At 59.7% G+C, this 25,832-nt stretch carries 23 protein-coding genes; 16 read left to right on the top strand and 7 right to left on the bottom strand.

The genetic code is table 11. The features are described from left to right. Positions 1-2: 2 nt before the first annotated feature. From folE to HU722_RS24530, 3 genes are read right to left on the bottom strand one after another with little or no spacing between them, the layout of a single operon-like run. Positions 3-563 (bottom strand): GTP cyclohydrolase I FolE, encoded by a 561-nt coding sequence (gene folE / locus HU722_RS24540; protein WP_049711572.1) that lies wholly within the window; start codon positions 561-563, stop codon positions 3-5. Positions 564-583: 20 nt separating this feature from the next. Then, positions 584-1,294: a dihydromonapterin reductase gene (gene folM / locus HU722_RS24535; protein ID WP_065890034.1), complete on the bottom strand. Its 711-nt coding sequence runs from the start codon at positions 1,292-1,294 to the stop codon at positions 584-586. 57 nt (positions 1,295-1,351) lie between these two features. After that, on the bottom strand, positions 1,352-1,909 hold the full coding sequence (locus HU722_RS24530; protein WP_065874470.1) for a putative antibiotic biosynthesis monooxygenase: 558 nt from the start codon (positions 1,907-1,909) through the stop codon (positions 1,352-1,354). Between the two features lie 215 nt (positions 1,910-2,124). Here HU722_RS24530 and HU722_RS24525 point away from each other — a divergent pair, with 215 nt between their 5' ends. Continuing rightward, the gene (locus HU722_RS24525) at positions 2,125-3,075 is read left to right on the top strand and encodes a MerR family transcriptional regulator (RefSeq protein WP_065880728.1); all 951 of its coding nucleotides are present in this window, start codon (positions 2,125-2,127) and stop codon (positions 3,073-3,075) included. Between the two features lie 2 nt (positions 3,076-3,077). On the opposite strand, the gene HU722_RS24520 is transcribed toward HU722_RS24525, so the two are convergent. Both HU722_RS24520 and HU722_RS24515 read right to left on the bottom strand, forming a co-directional pair. Then, the gene (locus tag HU722_RS24520; protein ID WP_065874472.1) at positions 3,078-3,683 is read right to left on the bottom strand and encodes a hypothetical protein; all 606 of its coding nucleotides are present in this window, start codon (positions 3,681-3,683) and stop codon (positions 3,078-3,080) included. A gap of 58 nt (positions 3,684-3,741) precedes the next feature. Then, the gene (locus tag HU722_RS24515; RefSeq protein ID WP_065874473.1) at positions 3,742-4,209 is read right to left on the bottom strand and encodes a PAS domain-containing protein; all 468 of its coding nucleotides are present in this window, start codon (positions 4,207-4,209) and stop codon (positions 3,742-3,744) included. Positions 4,210-4,345: 136 nt separating this feature from the next. Here HU722_RS24515 and HU722_RS24510 point away from each other — a divergent pair, with 136 nt between their 5' ends. From HU722_RS24510 to HU722_RS24480, 7 genes are all read left to right on the top strand, one after another. Then, entirely contained in the window at positions 4,346-4,801 is a 456-nt protein-coding gene (locus HU722_RS24510) for a flavodoxin (protein ID WP_065874474.1), read from the top strand. 206 nt (positions 4,802-5,007) lie between these two features. After that, a complete protein-coding gene (locus tag HU722_RS24505; RefSeq protein WP_065890033.1) occupies positions 5,008-5,790 on the top strand; it encodes a class II aldolase/adducin family protein in 783 nt (260 codons plus the stop codon). After that, entirely contained in the window at positions 5,790-6,695 is a 906-nt protein-coding gene (locus HU722_RS24500; protein ID WP_065874476.1) for an alpha/beta fold hydrolase, read from the top strand. The genes HU722_RS24505 and HU722_RS24500 overlap by 1 nt, the downstream gene beginning before the upstream one ends. A gap of 295 nt (positions 6,696-6,990) precedes the next feature. Then, positions 6,991-7,902 (top strand): SDR family oxidoreductase, encoded by a 912-nt coding sequence (locus HU722_RS24495; protein WP_065890031.1) that lies wholly within the window; start codon positions 6,991-6,993, stop codon positions 7,900-7,902. Between the two features lie 483 nt (positions 7,903-8,385). Continuing rightward, complete coding sequence (locus tag HU722_RS24490) at positions 8,386-10,176, top strand: DUF1302 domain-containing protein (RefSeq protein ID WP_083213942.1); 1,791 nt, start codon at positions 8,386-8,388, stop codon at positions 10,174-10,176. 26 nt (positions 10,177-10,202) lie between these two features. Continuing rightward, positions 10,203-11,561 carry a DUF1329 domain-containing protein gene (locus HU722_RS24485; protein ID WP_065880729.1) on the top strand — a complete coding sequence of 453 codons (1,359 nt, stop codon included), beginning with the start codon at positions 10,203-10,205 and terminating at the stop codon, positions 11,559-11,561. A gap of 240 nt (positions 11,562-11,801) precedes the next feature. Continuing rightward, entirely contained in the window at positions 11,802-14,303 is a 2,502-nt protein-coding gene (locus HU722_RS24480; protein ID WP_065890027.1) for a LuxR C-terminal-related transcriptional regulator, read from the top strand. On the opposite strand, the gene HU722_RS24475 is transcribed toward HU722_RS24480, so the two are convergent. Beyond that, positions 14,300-15,175 (bottom strand): helix-turn-helix domain-containing protein, encoded by an 876-nt coding sequence (locus HU722_RS24475; protein ID WP_065874480.1) that lies wholly within the window; start codon positions 15,173-15,175, stop codon positions 14,300-14,302. The two genes, HU722_RS24480 and HU722_RS24475, sit on opposite strands and share 4 nt — an antisense overlap. A gap of 138 nt (positions 15,176-15,313) precedes the next feature. Here HU722_RS24475 and HU722_RS24470 point away from each other — a divergent pair, with 138 nt between their 5' ends. Further along, on the top strand, positions 15,314-16,216 hold the full coding sequence (locus tag HU722_RS24470; RefSeq protein ID WP_065890025.1) for a DMT family transporter: 903 nt from the start codon (positions 15,314-15,316) through the stop codon (positions 16,214-16,216). Positions 16,217-16,238: 22 nt separating this feature from the next. Here the strand turns inward: HU722_RS24470 and norR are convergent, their stop codons facing one another. Further along, a complete protein-coding gene (gene norR / locus HU722_RS24465) occupies positions 16,239-17,783 on the bottom strand; it encodes a nitric oxide reductase transcriptional regulator NorR (protein ID WP_065874482.1) in 1,545 nt (514 codons plus the stop codon). A 147-nt stretch (positions 17,784-17,930) separates the two neighbouring features. On the opposite strand from norR, the gene hmpA reads away from it, so the two are divergent. The 7 genes from hmpA (at position 17,931) to cyoD (ending at position 25,821) form a co-directional block, all read left to right on the top strand. Continuing rightward, the gene (gene hmpA, locus HU722_RS24460; RefSeq protein ID WP_065874483.1) at positions 17,931-19,112 is read left to right on the top strand and encodes an NO-inducible flavohemoprotein; all 1,182 of its coding nucleotides are present in this window, start codon (positions 17,931-17,933) and stop codon (positions 19,110-19,112) included. 320 nt (positions 19,113-19,432) lie between these two features. After that, positions 19,433-20,365: an IS110 family transposase gene (locus HU722_RS24455; RefSeq protein ID WP_065889165.1), complete on the top strand. Its 933-nt coding sequence runs from the start codon at positions 19,433-19,435 to the stop codon at positions 20,363-20,365. 221 nt (positions 20,366-20,586) lie between these two features. After that, positions 20,587-21,093, top strand: coding sequence for a disulfide bond formation protein B (locus tag HU722_RS24450; protein ID WP_065874484.1), 507 nt, complete (start codon positions 20,587-20,589; stop codon positions 21,091-21,093). Positions 21,094-21,886: 793 nt separating this feature from the next. Further along, positions 21,887-22,828, top strand: a complete 942-nt coding sequence (cyoA, locus tag HU722_RS24445; RefSeq protein WP_049711590.1) for a ubiquinol oxidase subunit II — start codon at positions 21,887-21,889, stop codon at positions 22,826-22,828. Positions 22,829-22,831: 3 nt separating this feature from the next. Further along, complete coding sequence (cyoB, locus tag HU722_RS24440; protein ID WP_049711591.1) at positions 22,832-24,850, top strand: cytochrome o ubiquinol oxidase subunit I; 2,019 nt, start codon at positions 22,832-22,834, stop codon at positions 24,848-24,850. Positions 24,851-24,853: 3 nt separating this feature from the next. Beyond that, positions 24,854-25,480, top strand: coding sequence for a cytochrome o ubiquinol oxidase subunit III (locus HU722_RS24435; protein ID WP_017734786.1), 627 nt, complete (start codon positions 24,854-24,856; stop codon positions 25,478-25,480). Further along, on the top strand, positions 25,480-25,821 hold the full coding sequence (gene cyoD / locus HU722_RS24430; protein ID WP_010206434.1) for a cytochrome o ubiquinol oxidase subunit IV: 342 nt from the start codon (positions 25,480-25,482) through the stop codon (positions 25,819-25,821). The genes HU722_RS24435 and cyoD overlap by 1 nt, the downstream gene beginning before the upstream one ends. Positions 25,822-25,832 lie beyond the last annotated feature (11 nt).

Below are 25,832 nucleotides of genomic sequence, written 5' to 3'. Positions count from 1 at the left end.
TGCTACTTGCTCCGTCCGATCAGTTGCAGGAACTCCATGCGCGTGGTGTTCGACTCGCGGAACGCGCCGAGCATCACCGAGGTGTTCATGGTTGAATTCTGTTTTTCTACGCCACGCATCATCATGCACATGTGCTTGGCTTCGATCACCACGGCCACGCCGGCCGCCTGGGTCACGTCCTGGATGGCGTCGGCAATTTGCCGCGTGAGGTTTTCCTGGATCTGCAGGCGCCGGGCGAACATGTCGACGATACGCGCCAGTTTCGACAGGCCCAGCACCTTGCCGGTCGGAATATAGGCCACATGGGCCTTGCCGATAAAGGGCAGCAGGTGGTGTTCGCACAGCGAGTACAACTCGATGTCCTTGAGGATCACCATCTCGTCATTGTCAGAAGCGAACAGCGCGCCGTTGACGATCTCCTCCAGGTTCTGCGCGTAGCCATGACACAGGTATTGCATGGCCTTGGCGGCGCGCTTGGGGGTATCGAGCAAGCCTTCGCGCTCGGGGTCTTCGCCCAGACCTTTAAGGATCTCGCGGTAGTGTTGGGGCAGGGATAAGGTCATACAACATCCTCACAAACGGCTTACTTGATATGCCGCCCGCCGTTGACGGTCAGGGTGGTTCCGGTGACATAAGGGTTGTCCAGCAGGTAGCGCACGCTCTGGTAGATCACCTCGGGCCCAGGCTCGATGCCCAGTGCCGACTTGGCCAGTACCTTGGCGCGGTAGGCAGCATTGTCGCCCTCGTTGAACATCACCATCGCCGGTGCGATGCCGTTGACCTTGATCAGCGGCGCGAACTGCGCGGCAAATGACAGCGTAAGGCTGTCGAGCCCGGCCTTGGTGGCGCAGTAGGCGATGTGCTGGCGGCTGCCCTTGCGCACCACGTCATCGCTGATATGCACGATGTCGGCCGGTGTCGAGCGTTGCAGCAGGGGTGAACAATGCAGGTTGATCAGGTACGGCGCAAGCATGTGCACGCTGAACATGTCGGTAAAAGCGCGGCTTTCGTCGCCAGGCGTTTCCGCGACCCAGGCCGAGGCGTTATGGATGATCGCGCGCAGGCTCTGGGTGTGGGTGTGCAGCTCGGCGATAAACGCGAGAATTCCGGTTTCGTCAGAGAAATCGGCATATACACCGGTGGCCCCACGCTCGCGCAACGCCTGCACGCCGGGCCGCTCGCTGCGGTAGCTGAAAATCACCGAGTGGCCTTCGTCCAGCAGGCGCTGGGCGCAATGCAGGCCGACACGCTGGCCGGCGCCGGTGATCAGGATCGGGGCGTTCGTTGCAGTCATGAGGGGCTCGCGTCGCTGGCAGATTGAAACTATACCAGCGACCGCACGCCCCTGTACTCAAGCGGCAGCTTCAGTGACCTTGCGCGGTGGGGAAGGATGTAGCCAATTCGCCAGCAGGTGGGTCGACAGTGGGATAAACAGATAAACCATCAAGGGCGTGAGCGCCAGGGTGCTGACCAGCACACGTGGCACCAGCTCCAGTTCATTGAGCAGCGGGCCCAATACAAAGTTGAACAACAGCGATACCGGGAAGAACGCCAGCCAGATCGCCACGGCCTGCTTCCAGCGTGGCGGGCGAGCACCCACCGCACCGAACCAGCCGTCGATGCCGCGTACGCGGTGCTCGGACGGGTCGGCAAACAATTCGCTGCCACGGCTCAACCAGGCACTGCGGGAGGCAGAAAACTCCCAGGCATGCAGGGTGTGCTCATCGGCGAAGCGGAAAATGATCTGGAACTCATCATCATTGGGCGGCGGCGCAAGGACGCCTGAGCCCAGGTAGCCGGGGAAGTCCGTGGCTAATTGCTCGCCTTCGCGCAGCCAGGCCATCAGTTCTTCATAGCGACCCTTGGCCACGCGACGCGCAACCATCAGGGTGACGGGAGAGGTAGACATTGTGTATCTCCAAGTGTGCGGGTGTGCTGGGCCGGGTAGGCGGCACACAAACGAGGCTGCGGGGTGTTGCAGCGACGTAGAAAAAACAGGCAAGGATTATTCCTGTTTTATCGAAATACGCCAGGTACTTTGGTCGGGTCGCCCTGTAACTTGTGTCGCACCGCCGAATAAGCGTTAAATAGTGTTCAAACTGACGCGGATGTTTTTCATCTCTGATGCCCGAAATTACTGCTCCCCAGCGCGAAAAGACGCCTAGCAATGTCACTGATTGCGACGACCTTTTCCCTATTCGTGAAGTCGCCCGGCTGACCGGCGTCAACCCGGTCACCTTGCGCGCCTGGGAGCGTCGCTACGGCCTGATCCAGCCAACCCGCACCGAAAGCGGGCATCGGTTGTACTCACGCGACGATATCGACACCGTGCACCGGGTGCTGGACTGGATCGAACGTGGCGTCGCGGTGAGCAAAGTCGGCAAAATCCTCGCACGAGACGAACTGCTCAGCGACCCTGGCACCGCGCCTGAAACGCAGGTGGAGTGGGTCCAGTGGCATGGGCGTCTGCGCCTTGCAATCAGCGCATTCGATGACCGTGAGTTGGACCGGCTGTACGGCCAGATCTTTTCCGCCTACCCGATTACCGTAGTGTTTCAAGACATTCTCATGCCGCTGTGGCAGGCATTGCTGCGTCACCAAGGGCGCTTCGGCCAAGCCAGCGAGTGGCTGTTCTTCGACAATTTCCTGCGCTCGCGCACTGCGCAACGTCTGCAAGTGGCAGCGGCCACGTCGGTACCTCGGGTATTGCTCGCGGCCGTTGCCGGGGAATGCCGCGAGTTGGAGTTGCTGGTCGCGGGCCTGCTGATGTCGGGGGAAAAGCTCGCAGTGAAGGTCATGGGCGTAGGCCAGCCATTCGATGAACTGACGCTGATCTGCGAAAAGACCCAGCCGCAAGCCTTGGTGCTGTTTTCCAATCGAGCGCCCGGCAGTGAACTGCCGCTGCGACTCAAGCGTCTGGCTATGACCCTGGATTGCCCGTTGTTGCTGGCGGGTGATGCTGCGGAGTTGGCGCAGGAGCGTCTTGCGGACTCGTCAATTGGTTGTCTCGGTAATGAGGGGCGGCTGATGCAGCGCCGCTTGCAGCAATTCTTGAGCGGTAGCCTGGATACCTGATTTCAGGCATGCACTTCAGGATGGGCCAGGCGGTGCTGGTGCAGGATGAACTGACGCAGACGCTCGGTTTCATCGGCGTCGCCTTGGCTCAGCCGATAGGCGAACAGCCCGCGTGCCGTTTCTCGTTCGAACGTTCCGCGCACCGCAATGCGCTCATAGCCCGATGGGCTGAACCACAGTGAAAAGGTTTTGGGCGGCTTGATCCGGCCCCGAATTTCCACCAGTACGCCTTTGAACGACACCTCATGCACCCACATCGCCCCCGGGTTGCCCTTGATGTTCTCCAGGGCCACTGGCGTTTCAAGCGCCAGGCGCCACGGACGAATCATCGGGCCGTCTTCGAAAATACTCGGCACGCCCAAGCGCAGGTGAACCGCGTGAAACTCATCTTCGACCAAGTGCAGTGGGAACGTGAGTTGCTGGTTGTCGAACTGCGCCTGGATGGTGACATGGTCGTGGGCGGCCAGGCGAGTGAGCAGGTCGCGAATCTGCGCCCCCCCGTTGACCGTCAGGCTCGACGATGCATCCCGCAGGTTCAACTGTGGGTTGTGCTGCATGGTCTGGATAAAATCCAGTTCGTCCTGCGTCAGGAGTGCGTCGCGTTGCATGAGGCCTGCTCAACGGGTAGGTGTTAAAACGCCATTATCCTCTTAATCACCGTTTTATCTAATTTTTGTTAGATCCACTCGTCGTCTTGAGTGCGGCCAGTTCTGCTTTGAGTTCGGCGACCTGCGCTTCCAATTGGGCCACGCGCTGCAGGGCTTTGACCTGGACGGTGACGTCCTTTTGAACGCCGATGAAGTACGTCTGTTTGTCTGCGGCGTTGTAAACGGTGGATATCGACAGCTCGTTCCAGAAATGCGTGCCGTCCTTGCGGTAGTTGCGCAGGGTTTCGCGACAATTGCCATCATTGCCCAGCGCGTCTCGAATGGCGATCAGGCCCGGTTGGTCCCGGTCTCCCGATTGCAGGAAGCGGCAGTCCTGATAGAGCACTTCGTCTTGGGTGTAGCCAGTCATCCGCTCGAAGGCGGGATTGACGTAGATCAGTGGCAAATCCTCGCCTTCCCGTTCAGCGATAACGATGCCTTCGTTCGAGGCATCAATGATCATTTGCATCAATTGAGCGTTAATCATACGGGGCTTCATCTATGTAAGGTGTCGCAAGTCTAAGACACCCCGGTATTCTTTCCATCCGAGCACGACGTTTTTTTGAAGGGGTGGGTCGAGCTGCTAATATCCCACGCTTTCGCTCAACTACAGGATTAGATTGATGAAAGTCGCCATCCTTTCCGGCTCGGTCTACGGCACAGCCGAAGAAGTCGCTCGTCATGCTGCCAGTATCCTCAATGCCGCAGGTTTCGAGGCCTGGCACAACCCTCGCGCTAGTCTGGCGGATGTGCAGGCATTTGCGCCGGACGCTTTTCTGGCGGTGACGTCCACCACCGGCATGGGTGAGTTGCCCGACAACCTGCAACCCCTGTATTCGACCATTCGCGACCAACTGCCCGCCGCCTGGCGCGGCCTGCCTGGTGCAGTCATCGGCTTGGGCGACGCCAGCTATGGCGATACCTTCTGCGGTGGCGGCGAGCAAATGCGTGAGCTGTTTGCTGAGTTGGGCGTGCGCGAGGTGCTGCCGATGCTGCGCCTGGACGCCAGCGAAAGTGTCACCCCGGAAACTGACGCCGAACCGTGGCTGGCCGAGCTGGTCATTGCGCTGCGCGGTTGAGCGCTCATTCGCGCACCAATGCCTGTGCCGCCCCTTTATTGGCGGCACTTCTCTGACGTTGTACTCACGTATTTAAACTATTCTCAACACTGACTCGTACGGTCATCAAGCTGGCTGCCAAGGCAACTACGGCGCCCACGACGTCTGGCTAGACTGCCCCATCACTCAAAAAAATAATAAGAAAGTACGCCAAGGAGGTCGTTACCGTGAGCCTAGCCCCCGTTCTATCGCCACAGAATGTCCACGATCAGGTCAGCGCTGCCGAATGGCAAACCCGCGTCGACCTGGCAGCCTGTTATCGCTTGGTGGCGCTGCATGGTTGGGATGACCTGATCTTTACGCATATCTCGGCCAAGGTGCCGGGGACCGATGATTTCCTGATCAACCCCTATGGGCTGATGTTCGACGAGATCACCGCGTCGAGCCTGGTCAAGGTCGATCAGGCCGGCCACAAGCTGATGGACAGCCCCTACGAGATCAACCCCGCGGGCTACACCATCCACAGCGCCATCCATGAAGTTCGCCACGACGTGACCTGTGTGCTGCACACCCACACCGCTTCGGGTGTTGCGGTGGCGGCGCAGAAACAAGGCGTGTTGCCGATCAGCCAGCAGTCCCTATTCGTGCTGTCGAGCCTGGCCTATCACGCCTACGAAGGGGTGGCGTTGAACCACGAAGAGAAGGCCCGCTTGCAGGCCGATCTTGGCGAAAACAATTTCCTGATGCTGCACAACCACGGGCTGCTGACGTGCGGCAGCACCATCGCCGACACTTTTTTGATGATGTTTACCTTCCAGCGCGCCTGCGATATCCAGGTGCTGGCGCAAAGCGGCGGCGCTGAATTGATCGCCATCGGGCCGCAGATACTCGTCGGTGCCAAGGCAATGGTGGCGGCTGTCACAAAGAGCGCACAAGGTATGGGGGGCGCGCTGGCCTGGCCGGCGTTGCTGCGCAAGTTGGACCGCGTCGATCCTGGGTATAAAACCTGATGCCACTCGCCGAGATTCCGCTCAGTGTCTGGCGCAAACGCAGCCAGACATTCGAATTCCACGGCCGCAGCATCCGTTACTGGGTGGCGGGGCAGGGCGAGCCGTTGCTGCTGATCCATGGCTTTCCCACTGCCAGTTGGGACTGGCACTACGTGTGGCAGCCCCTGGCCCACCGCAACTTGGTGATCGCCTGCGACATGCTCGGTTTTGGCGACTCGGCCAAGCCGCTGGACCACGGTTATTGCCTACTGGAACAGGCGGATTTGCAGCAGGCACTGCTCGAGCACCTGCGAGTCGAGCAGCCGGTGCATGTGCTGGCCCATGACTACGGCGACAGCGTCGCCCAGGAATTACTGGCGCGGCACTATGAAGGTCGCTTTCAGATGGCCAGTTGTGTGTTTCTCAACGGGGGGTTGTTTCCTGAGACCCATCGCCCGGCGCTGGTACAAAAGCTCTTGCTCAGCCCCCTGGGCTGGATGATCGGCCGTGCGTTTGGGCGCAATGCCCTGGCGAACAGCTTCAGCCAGATATTCGGCCCCAATACCCGCCCCAGCGAAAGCGCCCTGGATGATTTTTGGAGCCTGATCGAGTGTCACGATGGCACGCGCATCCTGCACAAGCTCATCGCCTACATTCCTCAGCGTCGGCGCCTGCGTGATCGTTGGGTCGCGGCAATGCAGCAGGCTGAAGTCCCACTGCGGGTGATTGATGGCGAGATAGACCCGATCTCCGGCGCCCACATGGTGGAGCGTTACCACGAGTTGGTGCCCCACGCCGACACGGTCTTGCTGGCCAATATCGGCCACTATCCGCAGATCGAGGCGCCGGTGCAGGTGCTCAAGCACTACCTGGCGTTTCGCGAGCGAATTGCTGGCCCAGTGCGGGAGCTGGCTTGCCTGCGATAGCCATTAAAGCCTCAAGAACACTTGTAGTGAGCGGGCTTGCCCCGCGCTGGGCTGCGAAGCGGCCCTAAACCAGGCAAATGGGTTCTATCTGGAACTCGGCGGTGTCTTTATTGGGGCGGCTTCGCCACCCAGCGCGGGGCAAGCCCGCTCACTACACACATTTAGATTTTCGTTAGTCCATCACAATCATCCCTCAGCCTTATCGAGCACCATTCAGCCCCTGCCGTATCTATTGTGACCAGAGCCCCCGTGCCTGACACTCGACCCATTCCCATTGTCGCCATTGGAGTTCGGTATGAGTGAGTCAGTGCAGTTCCAGGATAAGGTCGTGATCGTCACCGGTGCCGGCGGCGGATTGGGCCGGGCCCATGCGCTGTTGTTCGCTAAACATGGCGCGAAAGTGGTGGTCAACGATCTCGGTGGTTCTACCCAGGGTGAAGGCGCGAATGCCTCGGCCGCCGACCGGGTCGTGGCCGAGATTCGTGAAGCGGGCGGTATTGCCGAGGCCAACCATGACTCTGTCACCGACGGTGACAAGATCGTGCAGAACGCCCTCGATGCCTTCGGCCGTATCGATGTGGTGGTCAATAACGCTGGTATTCTGCGTGACAAGACTTTCCACAAAATGGACGACAGCGATTGGGACCTGGTTTACCGGGTGCATGTCGAAGGCGCCTACAAAGTCACCCGCGCTGCCTGGCCCCATCTGCGTGAGCAAGCTTACGGCCGGGTGATTTTCACTGCGTCCACCTCGGGCATCTATGGCAACTTCGGCCAGTCCAACTACGGCATGGCCAAGCTTGGCCTCTATGGGCTGACCCGCACGCTGGCGCTGGAAGGGCGCAAGAACAACATTCTGGTGAACGCCATTGCCCCCACCGGCGGCACGCGCATGACCGAAGGCTTGATCCCACCGCAAGTGTTCGAGCGCCTCAAGCCGGAGCTGGTCAGCCCGCTGGTGGTGTACCTGGGCAGTGAGGCGTGTCAGGAAACCTCGGGGCTGTTTGAAGTAGGCGGCGGCTGGATCGGCAAGACCCGCTGGGAACGCAGCTTGGGCGTGGGCTTTGACCCTGAAGCCGGCTTCTCGCCCGACGATGTGGCCGCACACTGGCAGCAGATCTGCGACTTCGACGGTGCGGCCCACCCCAAGGACAATATCGAGGCGTTGAAGGAGATGATGGCCAATCTGCAGAAATACAGCCTGTGATCGTTGCTTGAAAAAGAGTGAATCCTACGGGGCGCTGATGGCGCCCCGTTTTATTCAAGGCATAAAAAAGGCCGCTGCATAGGCAGCGGCCGAAGTAAGACGTTGGATCAAGGAGCGACAAATCAACGTCAGTGAACACCGGTAACGGATTGAAAACAGTCATCAATCCATTTAAATCTCGCTTTTCTTCCGGTCGGGGAAGCGGGCCGTTTGCCCTGAAAGCCCGGCAAGAATAGCCGTTAGTAACAAAATGAGTAATGCCGATTCATGACAAGGACTGTTGCTGAATCAGCAACAGTTCTAACGTGCTCCATCCATCTTCCTGATAACCCGCCATCCACACGGTGCATGCCCGCGCGCAGACCCACGCCAGAGCGCCCGGTAATCCTTTCGAGCGACAACACGAATCCCTCCTTGGTGCGCTTATCCCTCCTGATGGGCGGCAGTAGGGTGGGGCCTTCTGTCACTCACCGGGGAAGACGCATGACAAGAACAACAATGCGCGCCATCTTCAGGCCACAGGCGCTGGCCGCTGCGGTTGCGTTGGGTTGCTGTGCGCAGGCACAGGCTGTTTCATTCAACATTGGCGAGATCGAAGGGCAATTCGATTCCTCGCTGTCGGTGGGCGCGAGTTGGGGCATGCGCGATGCGGACAAAAAACTGGTGGGCACCGTCAATGGCGGCACCGGCCAGGCTTCCACCGGGGATGACGGGCGCCTGAACTTCAAGAAGGGCGAGACCTTCTCGAAAATCTTCAAAGGCCTGCACGACCTTGAATTGAAGTACGGCGACACGGGCGTGTTTGTCCGTGGCAAATACTGGTACGACTTCGAACTCAAGGACGAAGATCGCGAGTTCAAGCAGATCAGCGACCACAACCGCAAGGAAGGCGCCAAGTCCAGCGGTGCGCAGATCCTCGATGCCTTCGTTTATCACAACTACTCACTGGGCGATCTGCCGGGCACCGTGCGCGCGGGTAAGCAAGTGGTGAGCTGGGGTGAAAGTACTTTCATCGGCAACTCCATCAACAGCATCAACCCTATTGACGTGTCTGCCTTCCGTCGCCCGGGTGCCGAGATCAAGGAAGGGCTGATCCCGGTCAACATGCTGTTCGCTTCACAAAGCCTGACCAGCCAACTGACCGTAGAAGGGTTCTACCAGCTGGAATGGGACCAGACGGTGCTGGATAACTGCGGCACTTTTTTTGGCAGCGATGTGGCGGCGGATGGTTGCACCAACAACTACACCGTCGGGAACCCGGCGATCAGGCCGTTGCAACCTGTGGCGGCGGCGTTCGGCCAAGGGTTTGGCGCGACCAATGAAGGCGTGATCGTACGTCGCGCCGGTGACCGCGATGCGCGGGATTCCGGCCAGTTCGGTACGGCCTTGCGTTGGCTGGGGGATGACACCGAGTACGGCCTGTACTTCATGAACTACCACAGCCGTTCACCGATCGTGGGCACCATCACCAACAACACCAACTTGGCGACACTCGGCGCGATCTCCGGCACCGCCAACGCCATTGCGCCGGGCTCCGGTGCGGGCCTGGTGCAGAGCCTGATGCTCGGCCGCGGCCAGTACTACCTCGACTACCCGGAAGATATTCGCCTGTTCGGGGCCAGTTTTTCCACCACCTTGCCCACCGGCACGGCGTGGACCGGAGAGATCAGCTACCGCCCAAATGCTCCGGTGCAACTCAATACCACCGACCTGACCCTGGCCCTGATCAACCCCGTCGCAGGCCAGCTCGCCTCACCTATCCGCAGCAACTTCGGTTCTGACAACAAAGGCTACCGCCGCAAGGAAATCACCCAGATCCAAAGCAGCATGACCCAATTTTTCGACCAGGTACTCGGCGCTGAACGCCTGACGCTGGTGGGCGAAGCGGCCATCGTGCACGTCGGGGGCCTAGAGGATAAATCCAAACTGCGTTACGGCCGCGACTCGGTGTACGGCGCTTATGGTTTCGAAGGCGACACCGATGGCTTTGTCACGTCCACCTCCTGGGGTTACCGCGCGCGAGCGATCCTTGACTACAACAACGTGATCGCCGGGATCAACCTCAAGCCCAACCTGTCCTGGTCCCATGACGTCGCCGGCTACGGCCCCAACGGCCTGTTCAACAAAGGCGCCAAGGCGATCAGTGCGGGGGTCGATGCGGACTACCGCAACACCTACACCGCCAGCCTCAGCTACACCGACTTCTTTGGTGGCGACTACAACACCCTGACCGACCGCGACTTCCTCGCCCTCAGCTTCGGCGTGAACTTCTGATTTGGCTTAAAGAAGGACAAGACTCTATGCGTAAGATAATTGCGGTAATGGCCCTCAGCCTGTTGGCCGCCAACGTGATGGCGGCGGTGTCGCCGGACGAGGCGGCCAAGCTGGGCACCACCCTGACCCCGGTGGGCGCCGAAAAAGCCGGCAACGCCGATGGCTCGATCCCGGCCTGGACTGGCGGCATTCCCAAAAACGCCGGTGCGGTGGACAGCAAGGGCTTCCTCGCCGACCCGTTCGCCAGTGAAAAACCATTGTTCGTGATCACCGCCGCCACCGTCGACACATATAAAGACAAGCTGTCTGACGGCCAGGTAGCGATGTTCAAGCGCTATCCCGAGACCTATAAAATTCCGGTGTATCCAAGCCACCGCACGGTCAATCTGCCGCCGGAGATCTACGAGTCGATCAAGCGCAGCGCGCTGAACGTCAAGGCCATCAACGACGGTAATGGCCTGGAAAATTTCACCGGCAACCGCTACTACGCGTTCCCGATTCCGAAGAATGGCGTGGAAGTGCTGTGGAACCACATCACCCGATACCACGGTGGCAACCTGCGCCGCATCATCACCCAGGCCACCCCGCAGACCAACGGCGGGTACACGCCGATCCGCTTCGAAGAAGAAGTGGCGGTGCCGCAAGCGATCCCGGACATGGACCAGGCCAAGGCCGCCAACGTGCTGAGCTTTTTCAAGCAATCGGTGACGGCGCCGGCGCGGCTGGCGGGCAACGTGCTGTTGGTACACGAAACCCTCGACCAGGTGAAGGAGCCGCGCCTGGCCTGGATCTACAACGCCGGCCAGCGCCGCGTGCGCCGTGCGCCGCAGGTGTCGTATGACGGTCCGGGTACTGCATCCGATGGGCTGCGCACCACGGATAACTTCGATATGTTCTCCGGCGCGCCTGACCGTTATGACTGGAAGCTGGTGGGCAAGAAGGAGATGTACATCCCCTACAACAGCTACAAGCTGGACCAGCCGACGCTCAAGTACGACGACATCATCAAGGCCGGCCACATCAACCAGGACCTGACCCGCTATGAGCTGCACCGCGTGTGGGAAGTGGTTGGCACGGTCAAGCCGAGCGAGCGGCACATCTACGCCAAGCGCCACATGTACATCGACGAAGACAGCTGGCAGGTGGCACTGGTGGATCACTACGACGGCCGTGGCCAACTGTGGCGGGTTGCCGAGGGGCATGCGCAGTTCTACTACAACCACCAGGTGCCCGCCTACACGGTGGAGACGCTGTACGACATCATCGCCGGGCGCTACATCGCCTTGGGGATGAAGAACGAGGAGAAGAGCAGTTTTGTGTTTGGGTTCAATGCCAAGGCGGCGGATTACACGCCGGCGGCGTTGAGGGCAGAGGGGGTTCGCTGATCTCCATTTGAAACATAATCCAAATGTGGGAGCGGGCTTGCTCGCGAATGCGGAGTGTCAGTCACTGGATTCTTAGACTGATCCACCGCATTCGCGAGCAAGCCCGCTCCCACATTGGTTTGTGTATGCCTTGAATTTTATGCCCTTCAATCACCCCGCTGAATACTTCTTCAACAACCGCCGACCACAGGACTAGGGTAGTCGCCACGTTGCATAACAATAAAAACGCAGGATGCAGCAATGACCGCCATGACACGCTGCCTGGACCGTCCTGGATTCATGCCTCGGCTGTCCGCCCACCATCTGCTGCGCCCGCGCTTGGCGGTGCCTTTGCTGGCGGCGCAGGTCAGGGTGAAGCTGTTGTGCGCGCCGGGTGGCAGTGGCAAAAGTGCGTTGCTCGCCGAGTGCGCATTGCAGGCACCCCAGGATTGCCAGGTGTACTGGTTGCCGCTCAATGGTGTTGCCCTCAGCCCTCTCGATCTGTGCCTGCGCCTGGCACAAAGCCTCGGCTTGCCATTCACCGATGAAGCCACGTTGCTGCTGGACCTTGGCCGCTGGCACACCTCGGCGTGGGTGTTCCTCGATGACTTCTGCCGCTTACCCGCGCCCGACACCGACGCCTTGCTCGACCGCCTGCTCACTGCCAGCAGCCCGGCGTTGAGCTGGTGGCTTGGGGCGCGGCGCCGTCCGGCGTGCAATTGGCCACGGCTGTTGCTCGACGATGAGTTGCTGGAGTGTGGCGCCGAGTTGGCGTTTGATCCTGAGGAAATCAAGCAACTGCTCAGCCATGCGCCAGGGCAGTCCGTCGACCGTGTGTTGCAGTTCAGCGCCGGCTGGTGCGCCGGTGTGCGCATCGCGCTGCTCGGCGATGGTCACCCGGACAAAACCTTGCTCGACTATTTGCAACACGAGCTGTTCAGCACCTTGCCGGCCGAGCTGGCCGAAGCCTGGCGCGTGTTGGCCCATCTGCCGCGCTTTAATACGGGGTTGTGCGAGCACCTGTTCGGCTTTGGCGACGGCGTCCAATACCTGCGGGACTTGCAGGCCCTCGGCGCGTTTATCCAGCCTTGGGAAGACACGGATTGGCTACAGGTTTTCCCGCCGCTGGCACAGCTGATGCGTGATGAGCCCTGGCCGGCCAAGCGCTCCTGGCACCGGCGCGCCTGCCAATGGTTCACCGCCGAACAGGACTGGCAGGCGGCATTTGAGCACGCCTTGCTGGCCGAAGAATATGAAGTCGCGGTGAGCCTGTTGCAGTACTTCAGTTTCGAGGACCTGTTCCGCCAGCAGAACGCGGTGTTGCTGTTGAGCTTGCACGAGCAGCATGGCGATGAATTGATGCTCGGCTCGGCGCAACTGGTCGGGCTGGTGACGGCGGCATTGCTGTTCGCCGGGCGTTTCGACAGGGCCGCGCAATGCATCGACCAGCTTGCGCGGTTCGCCCCGCAACCGACGGCGGCGCAACAACGCTACCTGCTGGCGCGCTGGCAGGCGCAATGGGGCTGGCTGCTGCATTTGGGCGGCGATGCAGAGCGCTCTCGCGAACATTTCCTGGAGGCGCTGCAAGCCTTGCCCGACAGTGCCTGGACGTCGCGGCTGATGTGCTTGTCGGGCCTGACCCAGCAAGCCTTGCTGCGTGGCGAGTTGGACGTGGCCCAGAGCCTGAGCCGTGAAGCGTTGTGCCTGGCCCGGGCCCATGGTTCGTTGCTGCTCGAGGCCTTGCTCGAACTGGATCACGCGCAATTGCTGGAGCAGCGCGGCGCGCCGTATCGGGCGCAAAGCCTGCTGGAAAATGTGCAGGCGATGTTACTCAAGCAGCGGCTCAAGGCCGGGCCCTTGGTCGGGCGCATTGCCCTGCGGCGCGGGCATCTGGCGTTGCGCCAGGGGCAAGACAGCCTGGCGGTCGAATGCTTCGAAACAGGCTTGAAGGTGTGCCTGCACAGCCAGGACAAGCGCGTGCTCTACGGGTTTCTCGGCTTGGCGCTGATGGCGGCCAATCGTGGCGACTACGCCCAAGCCTTTGACCAACTGCGCGAAGCCGAACGGCTGATGCAACAACGCCAGGTGCCCGACAGGGTGTATCGCGCGGTGCTGCTGTTGGTCAGCGGGCATTTCTGGTTGCAACAGGGGCGCGCCGACCTGACCGTAGAAGCAGTGCGCCGCGTACTGCGCCATTTCCGTGGGCCCGAGGCCAAGCAGGCGCCGCCGGCCACCCTGGAACTGATCCCGCGTCTGGAATACCTGCTGGTACTGGCGGAAGTGAAACTGGGCTGTGCCGAGCAACCCGTAGCGCGGCTTACGGCCTTGCTGGGCATCGCCCACCAACGCGGCATGCTCTGCCTGGAGACCGAGCTGCACTTGGTGCTCGGCGAAGTGGCTTGGCAAGTCGGCGACGCCTCACTGGCGCGCCGTTCGCTGCAAACCGGGCTGGAGCTGGCGGAGCGTTGCCAGGTGCAGCAGGCGATTCGCGAGCTGCGGCTGCGCTCGCCGGGGTTGTTGAGCGAGCTGGGCATGGAGCCCCAAGCCTCAACGTCAGGAGCGGTCGAGAACCCACTCAGCCAGCGCGAGCTGGAAGTGCTGCAGTTGATCGCCCTGGGTAACTCCAACCTGGAAATCGCCGACCGCCTGTTTATCTCCCTGCACACCGTCAAGACCCACGCGCGGCGCATCCACAGCAAACTCGGCGTGGAGCGGCGTACGCAAGCGGTGGCCAAGGCCAAGACCCTGGGGTTGATGATCTAAGCGCAGAACGCCTGGCGATACTCGCCGGGTGTGGCGCCCATGGCCTGGCGAAAGCGATGGGTGAAGTGGCTGGCGCTGGAGAAACCGCACATCAAGGCGATCTCGCCCAAGGGCAGGGCGCCGCTGCGCAGCAGCGCCTGGGCACGGGTCAATCGCCGCGCCAACAAATATTGATGGGGCGGCAGGCCGAACGTCTGGCGGAACATCCTCGCGAAATGGTACTCCGACAGCGCGCACATCCCGGCCAATTGGCCCAGGCTGATCGGGTCTTCCAGGTGGTGATCGATGTAGTCCACCAACAGTCGTCGCTGGTACGCCGCCAACCCGCCTTTCAGGCGCAGCCCTTCACGCGCGCCCACCTGGCTGAGCAGGGTGTGGCTGAGCATTTCATGGGCCAGGCTGCTGGTCAGCAAGCGCTCGGCGGGTTCGTGCCAGTTCAGCGCGATCAATTGATGAAAGCGCCGGGCCTGGCTGGCATCTTCCAGGAAGGTGCTTTCGCGCAGGTGCAAGGTGCGGGGCTCGCGGTCGAGCAGGGTGATGCAGCCCAACGCAAACTGCTCCGGGCTGAAATACACGTGGGCCAGGCGAATCTCGCCGTTGATCACCCACGCCGACTGATGCTCGGCGGGCAGGATGCACAGCTTGTCGGGCCCGCCCTTGGTGCCCGGCTGGTCACGCCGAAAGGTGCCGGTGCCGCCGCCGATGTAGCACGACAGCGTGTGATGGCTCGGCGCCTGGTAATCCTGCGAGTCATGGTGGTTGCTCCACAACGCCGCAGACAAGCCGTCACCGAGCTCGGCGCAGGCCTCAAGGCGTGCGTTGGGCGAGCGATTAAGGGCTTGAAAGACTTGCAGGGATTCCAGATCAGGCATGGTGAGTACTCTCCGACGCTTTGCATCCTACTCCCCGCAGTTGGCGCTGTGATCCCGTCGTCCGACAAAAGCGCAAGATTGTGCAAGAGCGCGCCACGGAGGGCGGGCCACACTGTGGCTCAACCGATGGAGCCCGCTATGAACCTTTCCCTGTATTTACTCACCGTGCTGATCTGGGGCACCACCTGGATCGCCCTCAAGTGGCAACTGGGCGTGGTGGCCATCCCCGTGTCCATCGTTTATCGCTTTGGCTTGGCGGCGCTGGTGTTGTTTGCGCTGTTGGTGCTCAGCCGCAAGTTGCAGGTGATGAACCGGCGTGGGCACTTGATCTGCCTGGCCCAAGGGCTGTGCCTGTTCTGCGTCAACTTCATGTGCTTTCTTACGGCCAGCCAGTGGATTCCCAGTGGGTTGGTGGCGGTGGTGTTCTCCACGGCTACGCTGTGGAACGCGCTGAATGCCCGGGTATTTTTCGGCCAGCGGGTGGCGCGCAATGTGTTGATGGGCGGCGGCCTTGGCTTGCTGGGACTGGGCTTGCTGTTCTGGCCAGAACTGGTGGGGCATACCGCCAGTCCGCAGACCTTGCTCGGCTTGGGGTTGGCGTTGCTGGGGACAATGTGTTTCTCGGCGGGCAATATGCTCTCGAGTTTGCAGCAGAAGGCCGGGCTCAGGCCGTTGACCACCAATGCCTGGGGCATGGCGTATGGCGCGGCGATGTTGGCGACGTATTGCCTGGTACGCGGGATTCCGTTCGAGATGGACTGGAGCGCCCGGTATGTTGGGGCGTTGTGGTACCTGGTGATTCCGGGGTCGGTGATTGGGTTTACGGCTTATCTGACGTTGGTGGGGCGGATGGGGCCGGAGCGTGCGGCGTATTGCACGGTGTTGTTTCCGGTGGTGGCGCTGAATGTGTCGGCGTTTGTTGAGGGGTATCAGTGGACGGCGCCGGCGTTGGTGGGGTTGGTGCTGGTGATGGTGGGGAATGTGTTGGTGTTTCGGAGGGTGAAGCGTGTGAACCCAGTCTTTAAGGCACAACAAATCTAAATGTGGGAGCGGGTTGTTTGGGTTATTTCATTCCAAGGCGTTTGGCCATTCGGCCGAGGTTGGCGCGGTCCAGGCCGAGTTCGCGGGCGGCGCTGGCCCAGTTGTGCTGGTGGCGCTCCAGGCAAGCGCTGATGATTTGGCGCTGGTAGTGCTCGGTGGCCTGACGCAGGTCGCCGGTGACGGCGGTCGCCATGTCAGTCTGTTCTTCGATCTGCGGCGCGCTGACATCGGGCAGGTCGAGGTCCTGGGCACTCAAGCTTAAAATCCTCGGACGTTCGCGACAGTTTCCCAAGGCTTTCAGCGCGCTGCGTCCGATCAAATGTTCCAGCTCTCGCACGTTGCCCGGCCAGTTATAGGCCAGCAGCGCCGCCTGGGCATCGCTGGTCAGGCGCAAGCTGCCCAGGCCCATGCGCGAGCGGTTCTGTTCGAGGAAGTAGCCGGCCAGCAGCAGTACATCGCGCCCGCGTTCGCGCAGCGCCGGTACTTGCAGGGGGTACACGCTGAGGCGGTGGTAAAAATCGGCGCGGTAGCGGCCGTTGCGCACCTCAAAGGCCAGGTCGCGGTTGGTGGCGGCGATCAGGCGAACGTCCACTTGGTGTTCCTTGTCCGAGCCCAGCCGCTGCAACTGGCCGCTTTGCAGTACCCGCAGCAGCTTGGCTTGCACTGTCAGTGACAGCTCACCCACTTCATCCAGGAACAACGTACCGCCATTGGCCAGTTCGAATTTGCCGCGGCGCTCATTCAACGCGCCGGTGAAGGCGCCGCGCACATGGCCGAACAGCTCGCTTTCCACCAGGGTTTCCGGCAGGGCGGCGCAATTGAGGCTGATCAGCGGTTTGTCCGCGCGTGTTGATGCGGCGTGGATGGCCTGGGCCACCAGTTCCTTGCCCACTCCGGTTTCGCCAGTGATCAGTACGGTCAGGTCGCTGCCACCGACCAATTTGATCTCCTCGACCAGGCGCTTGTGGCTTTTACTTTGGCCGATCATTTCCTTGTGCTGCTGGCCGCTGGCCTGGCGGTAAATCTCGGCACGCTGGTGTTCGTCTTCGGCGCGCAAGGCCAGGCGCTCGATGCGCTCGGCTACATTGACGGTGGCGGCGGCGAGGCTGGCGAAGGCTTGCAGGGCATCGAGTTCCACGCGTTCGAAACGCTCGGTGTCGAGGGCATCCAGGGTCAGCAGGCCCCAGGGCTGGTCGTCGACGAACAGCGGGCAGCCCATGCAGTCGTGCACTTCCAAGTGGCCATGCAGGCCATCCACCAAGCCGTCATAGGGGTCGGGCAATTCGCTGTCACTGTCAAAGCGCGTGGGGCCGGGGCTGCTCAGCAACACGGCAAAGCGCGGATGCTCGCTGACCTTGAAGCGTCGACCCAAGGTGTCGGCGCTCAAGCCATCGACGGCCAGTGGCACCAGCCATTCGCCGTCCAGGCGCAACAACGCGGCGGCATCGCAAGGGAGCAGGGCGCGCATCGCTTGCAGCAGGCGGCGGTAACGCTCGCCTTCAGGCAGCTCGCGGGACAGGTCGGCGACCAGAGGCAGCAGGGTGGTGAGCAATGAGTGCGCAGTCATAAAGACTCCTTGTAGTCCTTATGACTATAAGGTGTAGGAAGTCATACTGACTACATGTAATTTAAGTGCTTGAAAAGTAAAGATTAATAAGTTGGCACGAATACTGAGTAAGTCAGGGTAATCAGTGAAGAAGCCCAGGAGGCTCCCATGCTTAGTGCCCAAGACCGTGCCATCGTCAAGTCCACCGTGCCCCTGCTGGAAAGTGGTGGCGAAGCATTGATCACCCATTTCTACCGCATGATGCTCTCCGAGTACCCAGAAGTTCGTCCGCTGTTCAATCAGGCGCACCAGGCCAGCGGCGACCAGCCCCGCGCCCTGGCCAACGGTGTGTTGATGTATGCGCGACATATCGACCAGTTGGATCAACTGGGTGATTTGGTGGCCAAGATCATCAACAAGCACGTGGCCCTGCAGATCCTGCCGGAGCATTACCCGATCGTCGGTGCCTGCCTGCTGCGGGCGATTTCCGAAGTGCTGGGCAGCGAGATCGCGACCCCCGAAGTGATGAGTGCCTGGGGCGCGGCGTACGGCCAACTGGCGGATATCCTGATCGGCGCTGAGGCGGCGATCTATGAAGAGAAAGCCCAGGCACCCGGTGGCTGGCGTGGTGCGCGGCCGTTCCTGCTGGTCAAGCGGGTGGAGGAGAGCGACGAGATCATCTCCTTCTACTTTGCCCCGGTGGACAACGGCCCGATCCTCAATGCCGCGCCGGGCCAGTACATCGGCATGAAGCTGGTGCTGGATGGCGAGGAAGTGCGCCGCAACTATTCCCTGTCGGCCCTGACTGACACGGGCCTGTACCGTATCAGCGTCAAGCGCGAAGCCGGTGGGCGGGTATCCAACTACCTGCATGACCAATTGCACGTCGGCGCGACCATCGACCTGTTCCCACCGTCGGGTGAGTTCACCCTGGCGGCCAGCGATAAACCGCTGGTGCTGATCAGCGGCGGGGTCGGCATCACGCCCACCTTGCCGATGCTCGAAGCCGCCCTGGCCACCGAGCGTCCGGTGCACTTCATTCACTGCGCGCGCAATGGCGGCGTGCATGCATTCCGTGACTGGGTGGATGCCCTGGCCGCCAAGCACCCGCAGCTCAAGCGCTTCTATTGCTACGCCGAAGATGATGGTGTGAGCCCAGTGGCGGACAAGGTGGGGTTGCTCAGCCTGGAACAGCTTGCGGCGTGGTTGCCCGAGCAGCGCGATATCGACGCCTATTTCCTTGGCCCCAAAGGCTTCATGGCCGCGATCAAGCGCCACCTCAAAGCCTTGGGTGTCCCCGAAAAACAAAGCCGCTACGAATTCTTCGGCCCAGCGGCGGCCCTGGAATAAGGCCTGAAGGTCCACACTGTCCAAAAATGTGGGAGCGGGCTTGCTCGCGAATGAGGTAGATCAGTCATACATAAGTTGACTGACACACCGCATTCGCGAGCAAGCCCGCTTGTGTCTTGAACCAGGCTTAAACTGAAGGTGAGAGCGGTGAGTGACAAGCTGAATGCCCGAAGTGCTTAAAGCACGTGTGGGAGCCCATGCTGTCACTCACCTCTCCACTCTGGTCATTGAGCCCGAACAGTTGAACGAGCCCACCTCGAACAGTTACAAGCGTGGGCCAAGCCAGAGCGCTCTCACCTTGAGTGTAAGAGGATTTGGCTATGTTTTCCTATCCAGCAGGTATTGATGTCTCCAGCGGTAGCCTCGAGATTCGGGTTGATCAACTGGATGTAGCGATGAGTTGTTCCAATTCGCAGAGTGATTTTCCTGGGTTAATTGGATGGCTAACCCTGCATCGCGTGGGTCGAGTGTTGCTGGAGGCCACTGGCGGTTACGAGCGCAAAGTCATGAAAGCGCTTCAAGCTGCGGGCTTTGAAGTCATACGGATCAACCCTTGCCGAGCCAAAAGCTTTGCCCGGGCTATGGGGCAACAAGCCAAAACCGATCCGATAGATGCACGCCTTCTTGCGCAGTTCGCAGCGGTCATCAAATCGCCCGATAGCCGGGTTACCAGCGCCGAGCAGGATGATTTGCGCGCCCTAGTCCAACAGCGAGAGCACTTTGTTCAGCAAAGAGATGACGACAAACGGCGGCTTAAAACGGCCTCCTCTGACGTGGTCAAGCCTGCGCTGCAGAGTCATATCGACTATTTGCAAAAAGTGCTGAAGGAGCTGGAAAGCCTGATCCGCCAAAGTACAGAACGTCTGGATCGTAAAAAAGTAGCCCTTCTGTGCTCAGTCAAAGGCATAGGACTTGTTACAGCGGCCAGCTTGATGTCCTATCTTCCGGAGCTAGGCGAGGTGGGTAGACATCAGATTGCAGCATTGAGCGGCACTGCGCCCTACAACGACGATAGCGGCAAGCACAAAGGCAAGCGTCATATCAGCGGCGGCAGGTTCGCCGCGAGGCGCTCACTGTATATGGCCTGTTGGTCAGTGATCCGGTTTCAGCCTGAGTTTGCCGCGCGATATAAGGCGCTGCGCGAGAAAGGAAAATGCGCCAAAGTGGCACTCATCGCGTGTATGCGTGTTTTGCTGGTACGCCTAAACGCAATGATCCGTGATGGATCTGAATGGAAAGAGCAAGCCGCCTAAAATCCTGCGGTAGCTATTTCCTAAAGCAGTTACACGGAGTACAGCCGTGGGAGCGTTGCCGCCTCTGGAAAAAATGGCTTGATGAAAACCATCAAGACAGTTGCTCCCACATTGGGTTCTCTATTTCTCCAGATTAATCCCCCGTTAACCCCCCTCTGTTTAAACCACTCCCTGTGTGTAAACTTGCGGCCATTGGCACAACCAAACAAAGGGAACCGGAAATGAGTGACGAATTGCGTTTAGGCAGGGAGCGGCGCTTTCTGGTGTTGCTGGGCATCATCTGCCTGGCGCTGATCGGCGGTGCGCTCTACATGCAGGTGGTGCTGGGCGAGGCGCCATGCCCACTGTGCATCCTGCAACGCTATGCCTTATTGCTGATCGCGATCTTCGCGTTCATCGGCGCGGCCATGCGCACCAAAGGGGCGCTCACCTTTTTCGAGGGGCTGGTGATCCTCAGCGCCCTCGGTGGTGTGGCCGCAGCCGGTCACCATGTGTACACCCAGTTCTATCCCCAGGTCAGCTGCGGCATTGATGTGCTGCAACCGATCGTCGATGACCTGCCCCTGGCCAAGGTGTTTCCCTTGGGCTTTCAGGTCGATGGTTTCTGCAGCACCCCGTACCCACCGGTGCTGGGCCTGTCCCTGGCGCAATGGGCGCTGGTCGCGTTCGTGCTGACGGTAATCCTGGTGCCCCTGGGCATTTACCGGAATCGCCAGCGCAAAGCCTGAGCCATTTACTGAAACGCCCCGGTCCTCCTTAAAGGAAGGCCGGGGCGTTTTTTGTTTGTGGGGATTTGTGAACAGAGCGTGACGCAGGACAACGGCGAGTGCGCGCAGCATGCGACATGTTGTCACACGGAAGCGGCCGCAGGACGTTTCTGACCCGCCAAACGGTCGCTTAAATTTGCATCATGCGGCCAAGATGTGCTGTCACTTCGTGGCTCCGCCAGTGGCGTGCACCTCACGCTGCTCCCGCGATTTCGTGATGTCTGAATGCCTTGTTTTATGGGGGGTTGCATCGGTTTGGCGTGCCCTTACAGACCGTAAGGACTGCGGCAGGTTGCCCTATAACACGGCAATTTTTGTGGTTTTTGTTGAGAATCGAACACGATAAGATCGCGAACCTTTGCAATAAAGGTGAAGGATTATTGCTGTAATCGATAAAAATTATTTCTTTATAAGACATGGTTTATACATCGCTAGCTAACTACAATCGCCCGCACTGAATGTCCGGTGCTGTTCAATCTTTGAGCACTGGAGCGGTCGAGGGGCAGATGGATGGCTCTGTGCGACCCCAAGGTTCCGGCAGCCTTTCAACTACCCGCACCAAATGGAATTGGTCTGTAACAAGGCCTTTAGCCACGAAATCGAATAAGAACTCACCGCAGGTCCGTGAAACGTAGATTTATGGCGTGACGGGCAGGCTCTTATTCAATCGAAGAGAAATGCCAACCCTTGGCAGGGTGAAGTGTTGGCGATCAAAACCCAACTGCATTGCGCAAGCTGCTTTAGAGGTCGTGAGATGAGTAAAAACAGGTACCCCCGATTACTAGGCTTTTTGCCGCTGCTTGGCATGATGTTAATGCTGGGAGGCTGTAAGTGGACCTTGATGGACCCAAAAGGACAGATCGGTCTGGATCAACGAAACCTGATCATCACCGCCACCCTGCTGATGCTGCTGGTCGTGGTCCCTGTGATCATCATGACCTTCGCCTTCGCCTGGAAATACCGCGCGTCGAACACCAGCGCGACCTACGCGCCGAAGTGGTCGCACTCCACCAAGATCGAAATCGCGGTGTGGCTGGTTCCGATCCTCATCATCATCGCCCTGGGTTACATCACCTATAAGTCGACCCACGAGCTGGACCCGTACCGTCCGCTGGAATCCGACGTCAAGCCGATCAATATCGAAGTGGTTGCGCTGGACTGGAAGTGGCTGTTCATCTACCCGGACCTGGGTATCGCCACTGTCAACGAGATCCAGTTCCCGGAGAACACTCCGCTTAATTTCCGGATTACCTCCGACGCCGTGATGAACTCGTTCTTCATCCCAGCCCTGGGCGGTCAGATCTACGCGATGGCAGGCATGCAGACCCGACTGCACCTGATCGCCAACGAAAAAGCTGAAATGGAAGGCATCTCCGCGAACTACAGCGGCGCTGGCTTCACCGGCATGAAATTCAAAGCGATCTCGACGAGCCAGGAAGATTTCAACGCCTGGGTCGCCAAAGTCAAGGCCGCACCTAAACAGCTTGATCAAGCTGAATACGACGCCCTGACCAAACCAAGCCAGAACAACCCAGTCGCGCTGTACTCCGCGTTTGAGCCGAACCTGTTTCAGAAAATCGTCGACAAGTACGAAGGTATGAAGCCAGGCAAGCCGGTCAAGCACGAGAAGAAAGAAGTGGCCGCGGTTGAAGGTTCTGACGCGGGCTCGCATTCAACTGCTGGGGCAGAGGAGTAAACGATGTTTGGTAAATTAAGTTGGGATGCGGTCCCGTTCCACGAGCCGATTGTGATGATTACCATCGCCATGATCGCGTTGGGTGGTCTGGCACTGTTTGCGGCAATCACTTATTTCAAGAAGTGGACCTACCTGTGGACCGAGTGGCTGACGTCGGTCGACCACAAGAAAATCGGCGTGATGTATATCATCGTCGCCATGGTCATGTTGCTGCGTGGTTTTGCCGACGCCATCATGATGCGTACCCAGTTGGCCATGGCCACCGAGGGTTCGCCTGGCTACCTGCCGCCTGAACACTATGACCAGATCTTCACCGCCCACGGTGTGATCATGATCATCTTCATGGCGATGCCTTTCTTCACCGGCCTGATGAACCTTGCAGTGCCCCTGCAGATCGGCGCGCGTGACGTGGCTTACCCGTTCCTGAACTCCCTGAGCTTCTGGCTGCTGGTTTCCGGCGTTGTGCTGATCAACGTTTCCCTGGGCGTCGGCGAATTCGCCAAGACCGGTTGGGTTGCGTATCCGCCATTGTCGGGCCTGCAATACAGCCCTGGCGTGGGTGTGGACTACTACATCTGGGCGCTACAGTTATCAGGACTCGGGACGACGCTGACGGGGGTCAACTTCCTGGCCACCGTGCTGAAAATGCGCGCCCCTGGCATGAAGCTGATGGACATGCCGATCTTCACCTGGACCTGCACCTGGGCAAACGTGCTGATCGTGGCTTCGTTCCCGATCCTGGCCGCTACCATGGCGCTGCTGTCGCTTGACCGTTACCTGGATTTCCACATTTTCACCAATGAACTTGGTGGCAATCCAATGATGTACGTGAACCTGTTCTGGGCATGGGGTCACCCTGAGGTGTACATCCTGATCCTGCCAGCGTTCGGTATCTTCTCCGAAGTGATCTCGACCTTTACCGGCAAGCGCCTGTTCGGTCACCACTCGATGGTTTACGCATCGGGCGCAATCTCTGTACTGGGCTTCATGGTGTGGCTGCACCACTTCTTCACCATGGGTTCGGGGGCCAGCGTCAACGCCTTCTTCGGCCTGGCAACGATGCTGATTTCCATCCCGACGGGGGTGAAGCTATTCAACTGGCTGTTCACCATCTACCACGGTCGTCTGCGCATGACCAGCCAGGTCCTGTGGACCCTGGGCTTCATGGTGACCTTCGCCATTGGCGGCATGACCGGCGTACTGCTGGCCATCCCGGGTGCTGACTTCGTCCTGCACAACAGCCTGTTCGTGATCGCTCACTTCCACAACGTGATCATCGGTGGTGCTGTATTCGGCTACATCGCGGGTTTCAGCTTCTACTTCCCGAAAGCGTTCGGCTTCAAGCTGCACGAAGGCTGGGGCAAGGCTGCATTCTGGTTCTGGATCTCGGGCTTCTTCGTCGCGTTCATGCCGCTCTATGCACTGGGCTTCATGGGCATGACCCGTCGTCTGAACGCTACCACCAACCCTGAGTGGGTACCGTACCTGTACGTTGCCATGTTCGGTGCAATTATGATCGCTGTGGGTATTGCCTGCCAGTTGATCCAGCTGTATGTGAGCATCCGTGACCGTAAGCAGAACGCTTGCGACTCCGGCGACCCATGGAACGGCCACACCCTGGAATGGTCGACTTCGTCGCCACCTCCGTTCTACAACTTCGCCGTGATCCCTACTGCGAACACCATCGATGCGTTCACCGAAGCCAAGGAAGACGGTACTGCGTACCAGAAGCCCAAGCACTACGAACCGATCCACATGCCAAGCAACACCGCCACTGGCGTGGTGATGGGTGCGCTGTTGACCGTGTTCGGTTTCGCGATGATCTGGCACATCTGGTGGCTGGCAATCGTTAGCCTGGTGGGCACCATCGGCTACTTCATTGTCCACGCTGCACGTGATGATCAAGGCTACATGGTGCCGGTCGAAACGATCGAGCGCATCGAAGCCGAGCAGCACGCTCGCCTGGTCGCCGAGAAGAAAATCCCGGCCAACCGTGTAGAAACCTCGTTGGAACAGGCTTAAACCATGTCGAACTTAGTGACCAATGCTGGACACGCCCATGTCGATGACCATGGGCACGATGACCATCACCACGACTCGGGGCCGATGACCGTTTTCGGTTTCTGGCTCTACCTGATGACCGACTGCATCTTGTTTGCGTCGATCTTCGCGGTGTACGCGGTACTGGTAAACAACGTAGCGGGTGGCCCGTCGGGCCACGACATCTTCGAACTGCCTTACGTGCTCGGCGAAACCGCCTTGCTGTTGTTCAGTTCGATCACCTACGGCTTCGCCATGTTGGCCTTCTACAAGGGCAACAAGAAGGGCGTACTGAGCTGGTTGGGCCTGACCTTCCTGTTCGGCCTGGGCTTCATCGGCATGGAGATCAACGAGTTCCACCTGCTGATCTCCGAAGGCTACGGCCCGCACCGTTCCGGTTTCCTGTCGGCGTTCTTCACGCTGGTCGGCACCCACGGTCTGCACGTAACGGCAGGCCTGCTGTGGATGGCGGTGATGATGTATCAGGTCAATAAACACGGCCTGACCAACACCAACAAGACTCGCCTGAGCTGCCTGAGCCTGTTCTGGCACTTCCTGGACGTGGTCTGGATCTGCGTCTTCACCGTTGTTTACCTGATGGGGACTCTGTAATGGCTAATGCACACTCCCATGACCATGACAGCCATGATGCGAGCCACGGCAGCGTTAAGTCGTACGCCATCGGCTTCATCCTGTCGGTAATCCTGACCCTGATCCCGTTCGGCCTGGTGATGTACCCAACCCTGCCGAAGTCGATCACGTTGATGATCGTGCTGGCGTTCGCGGTGATTCAGGTGCTGGTTCACCTGGTGTACTTCCTGCACTTGGATCGCTCGAAAGAGCAGCGCGATAACGTGATTGCGTTCGTGTTCGCAGGCCTAGTAATCCTGCTGCTGGTTGGCCTGTCGATATGGATCATGTTCAGCATCCATACGTTCATGATGGCGAAGTGAGGTAAGACCCG

This window comes from Pseudomonas tritici (assembly GCF_014268275.3).
GTDB classification, from domain to species: domain Bacteria; phylum Pseudomonadota; class Gammaproteobacteria; order Pseudomonadales; family Pseudomonadaceae; genus Aquipseudomonas; species Aquipseudomonas tritici.
This window is presented reverse-complemented; position numbering and strand designations above follow the sequence as displayed.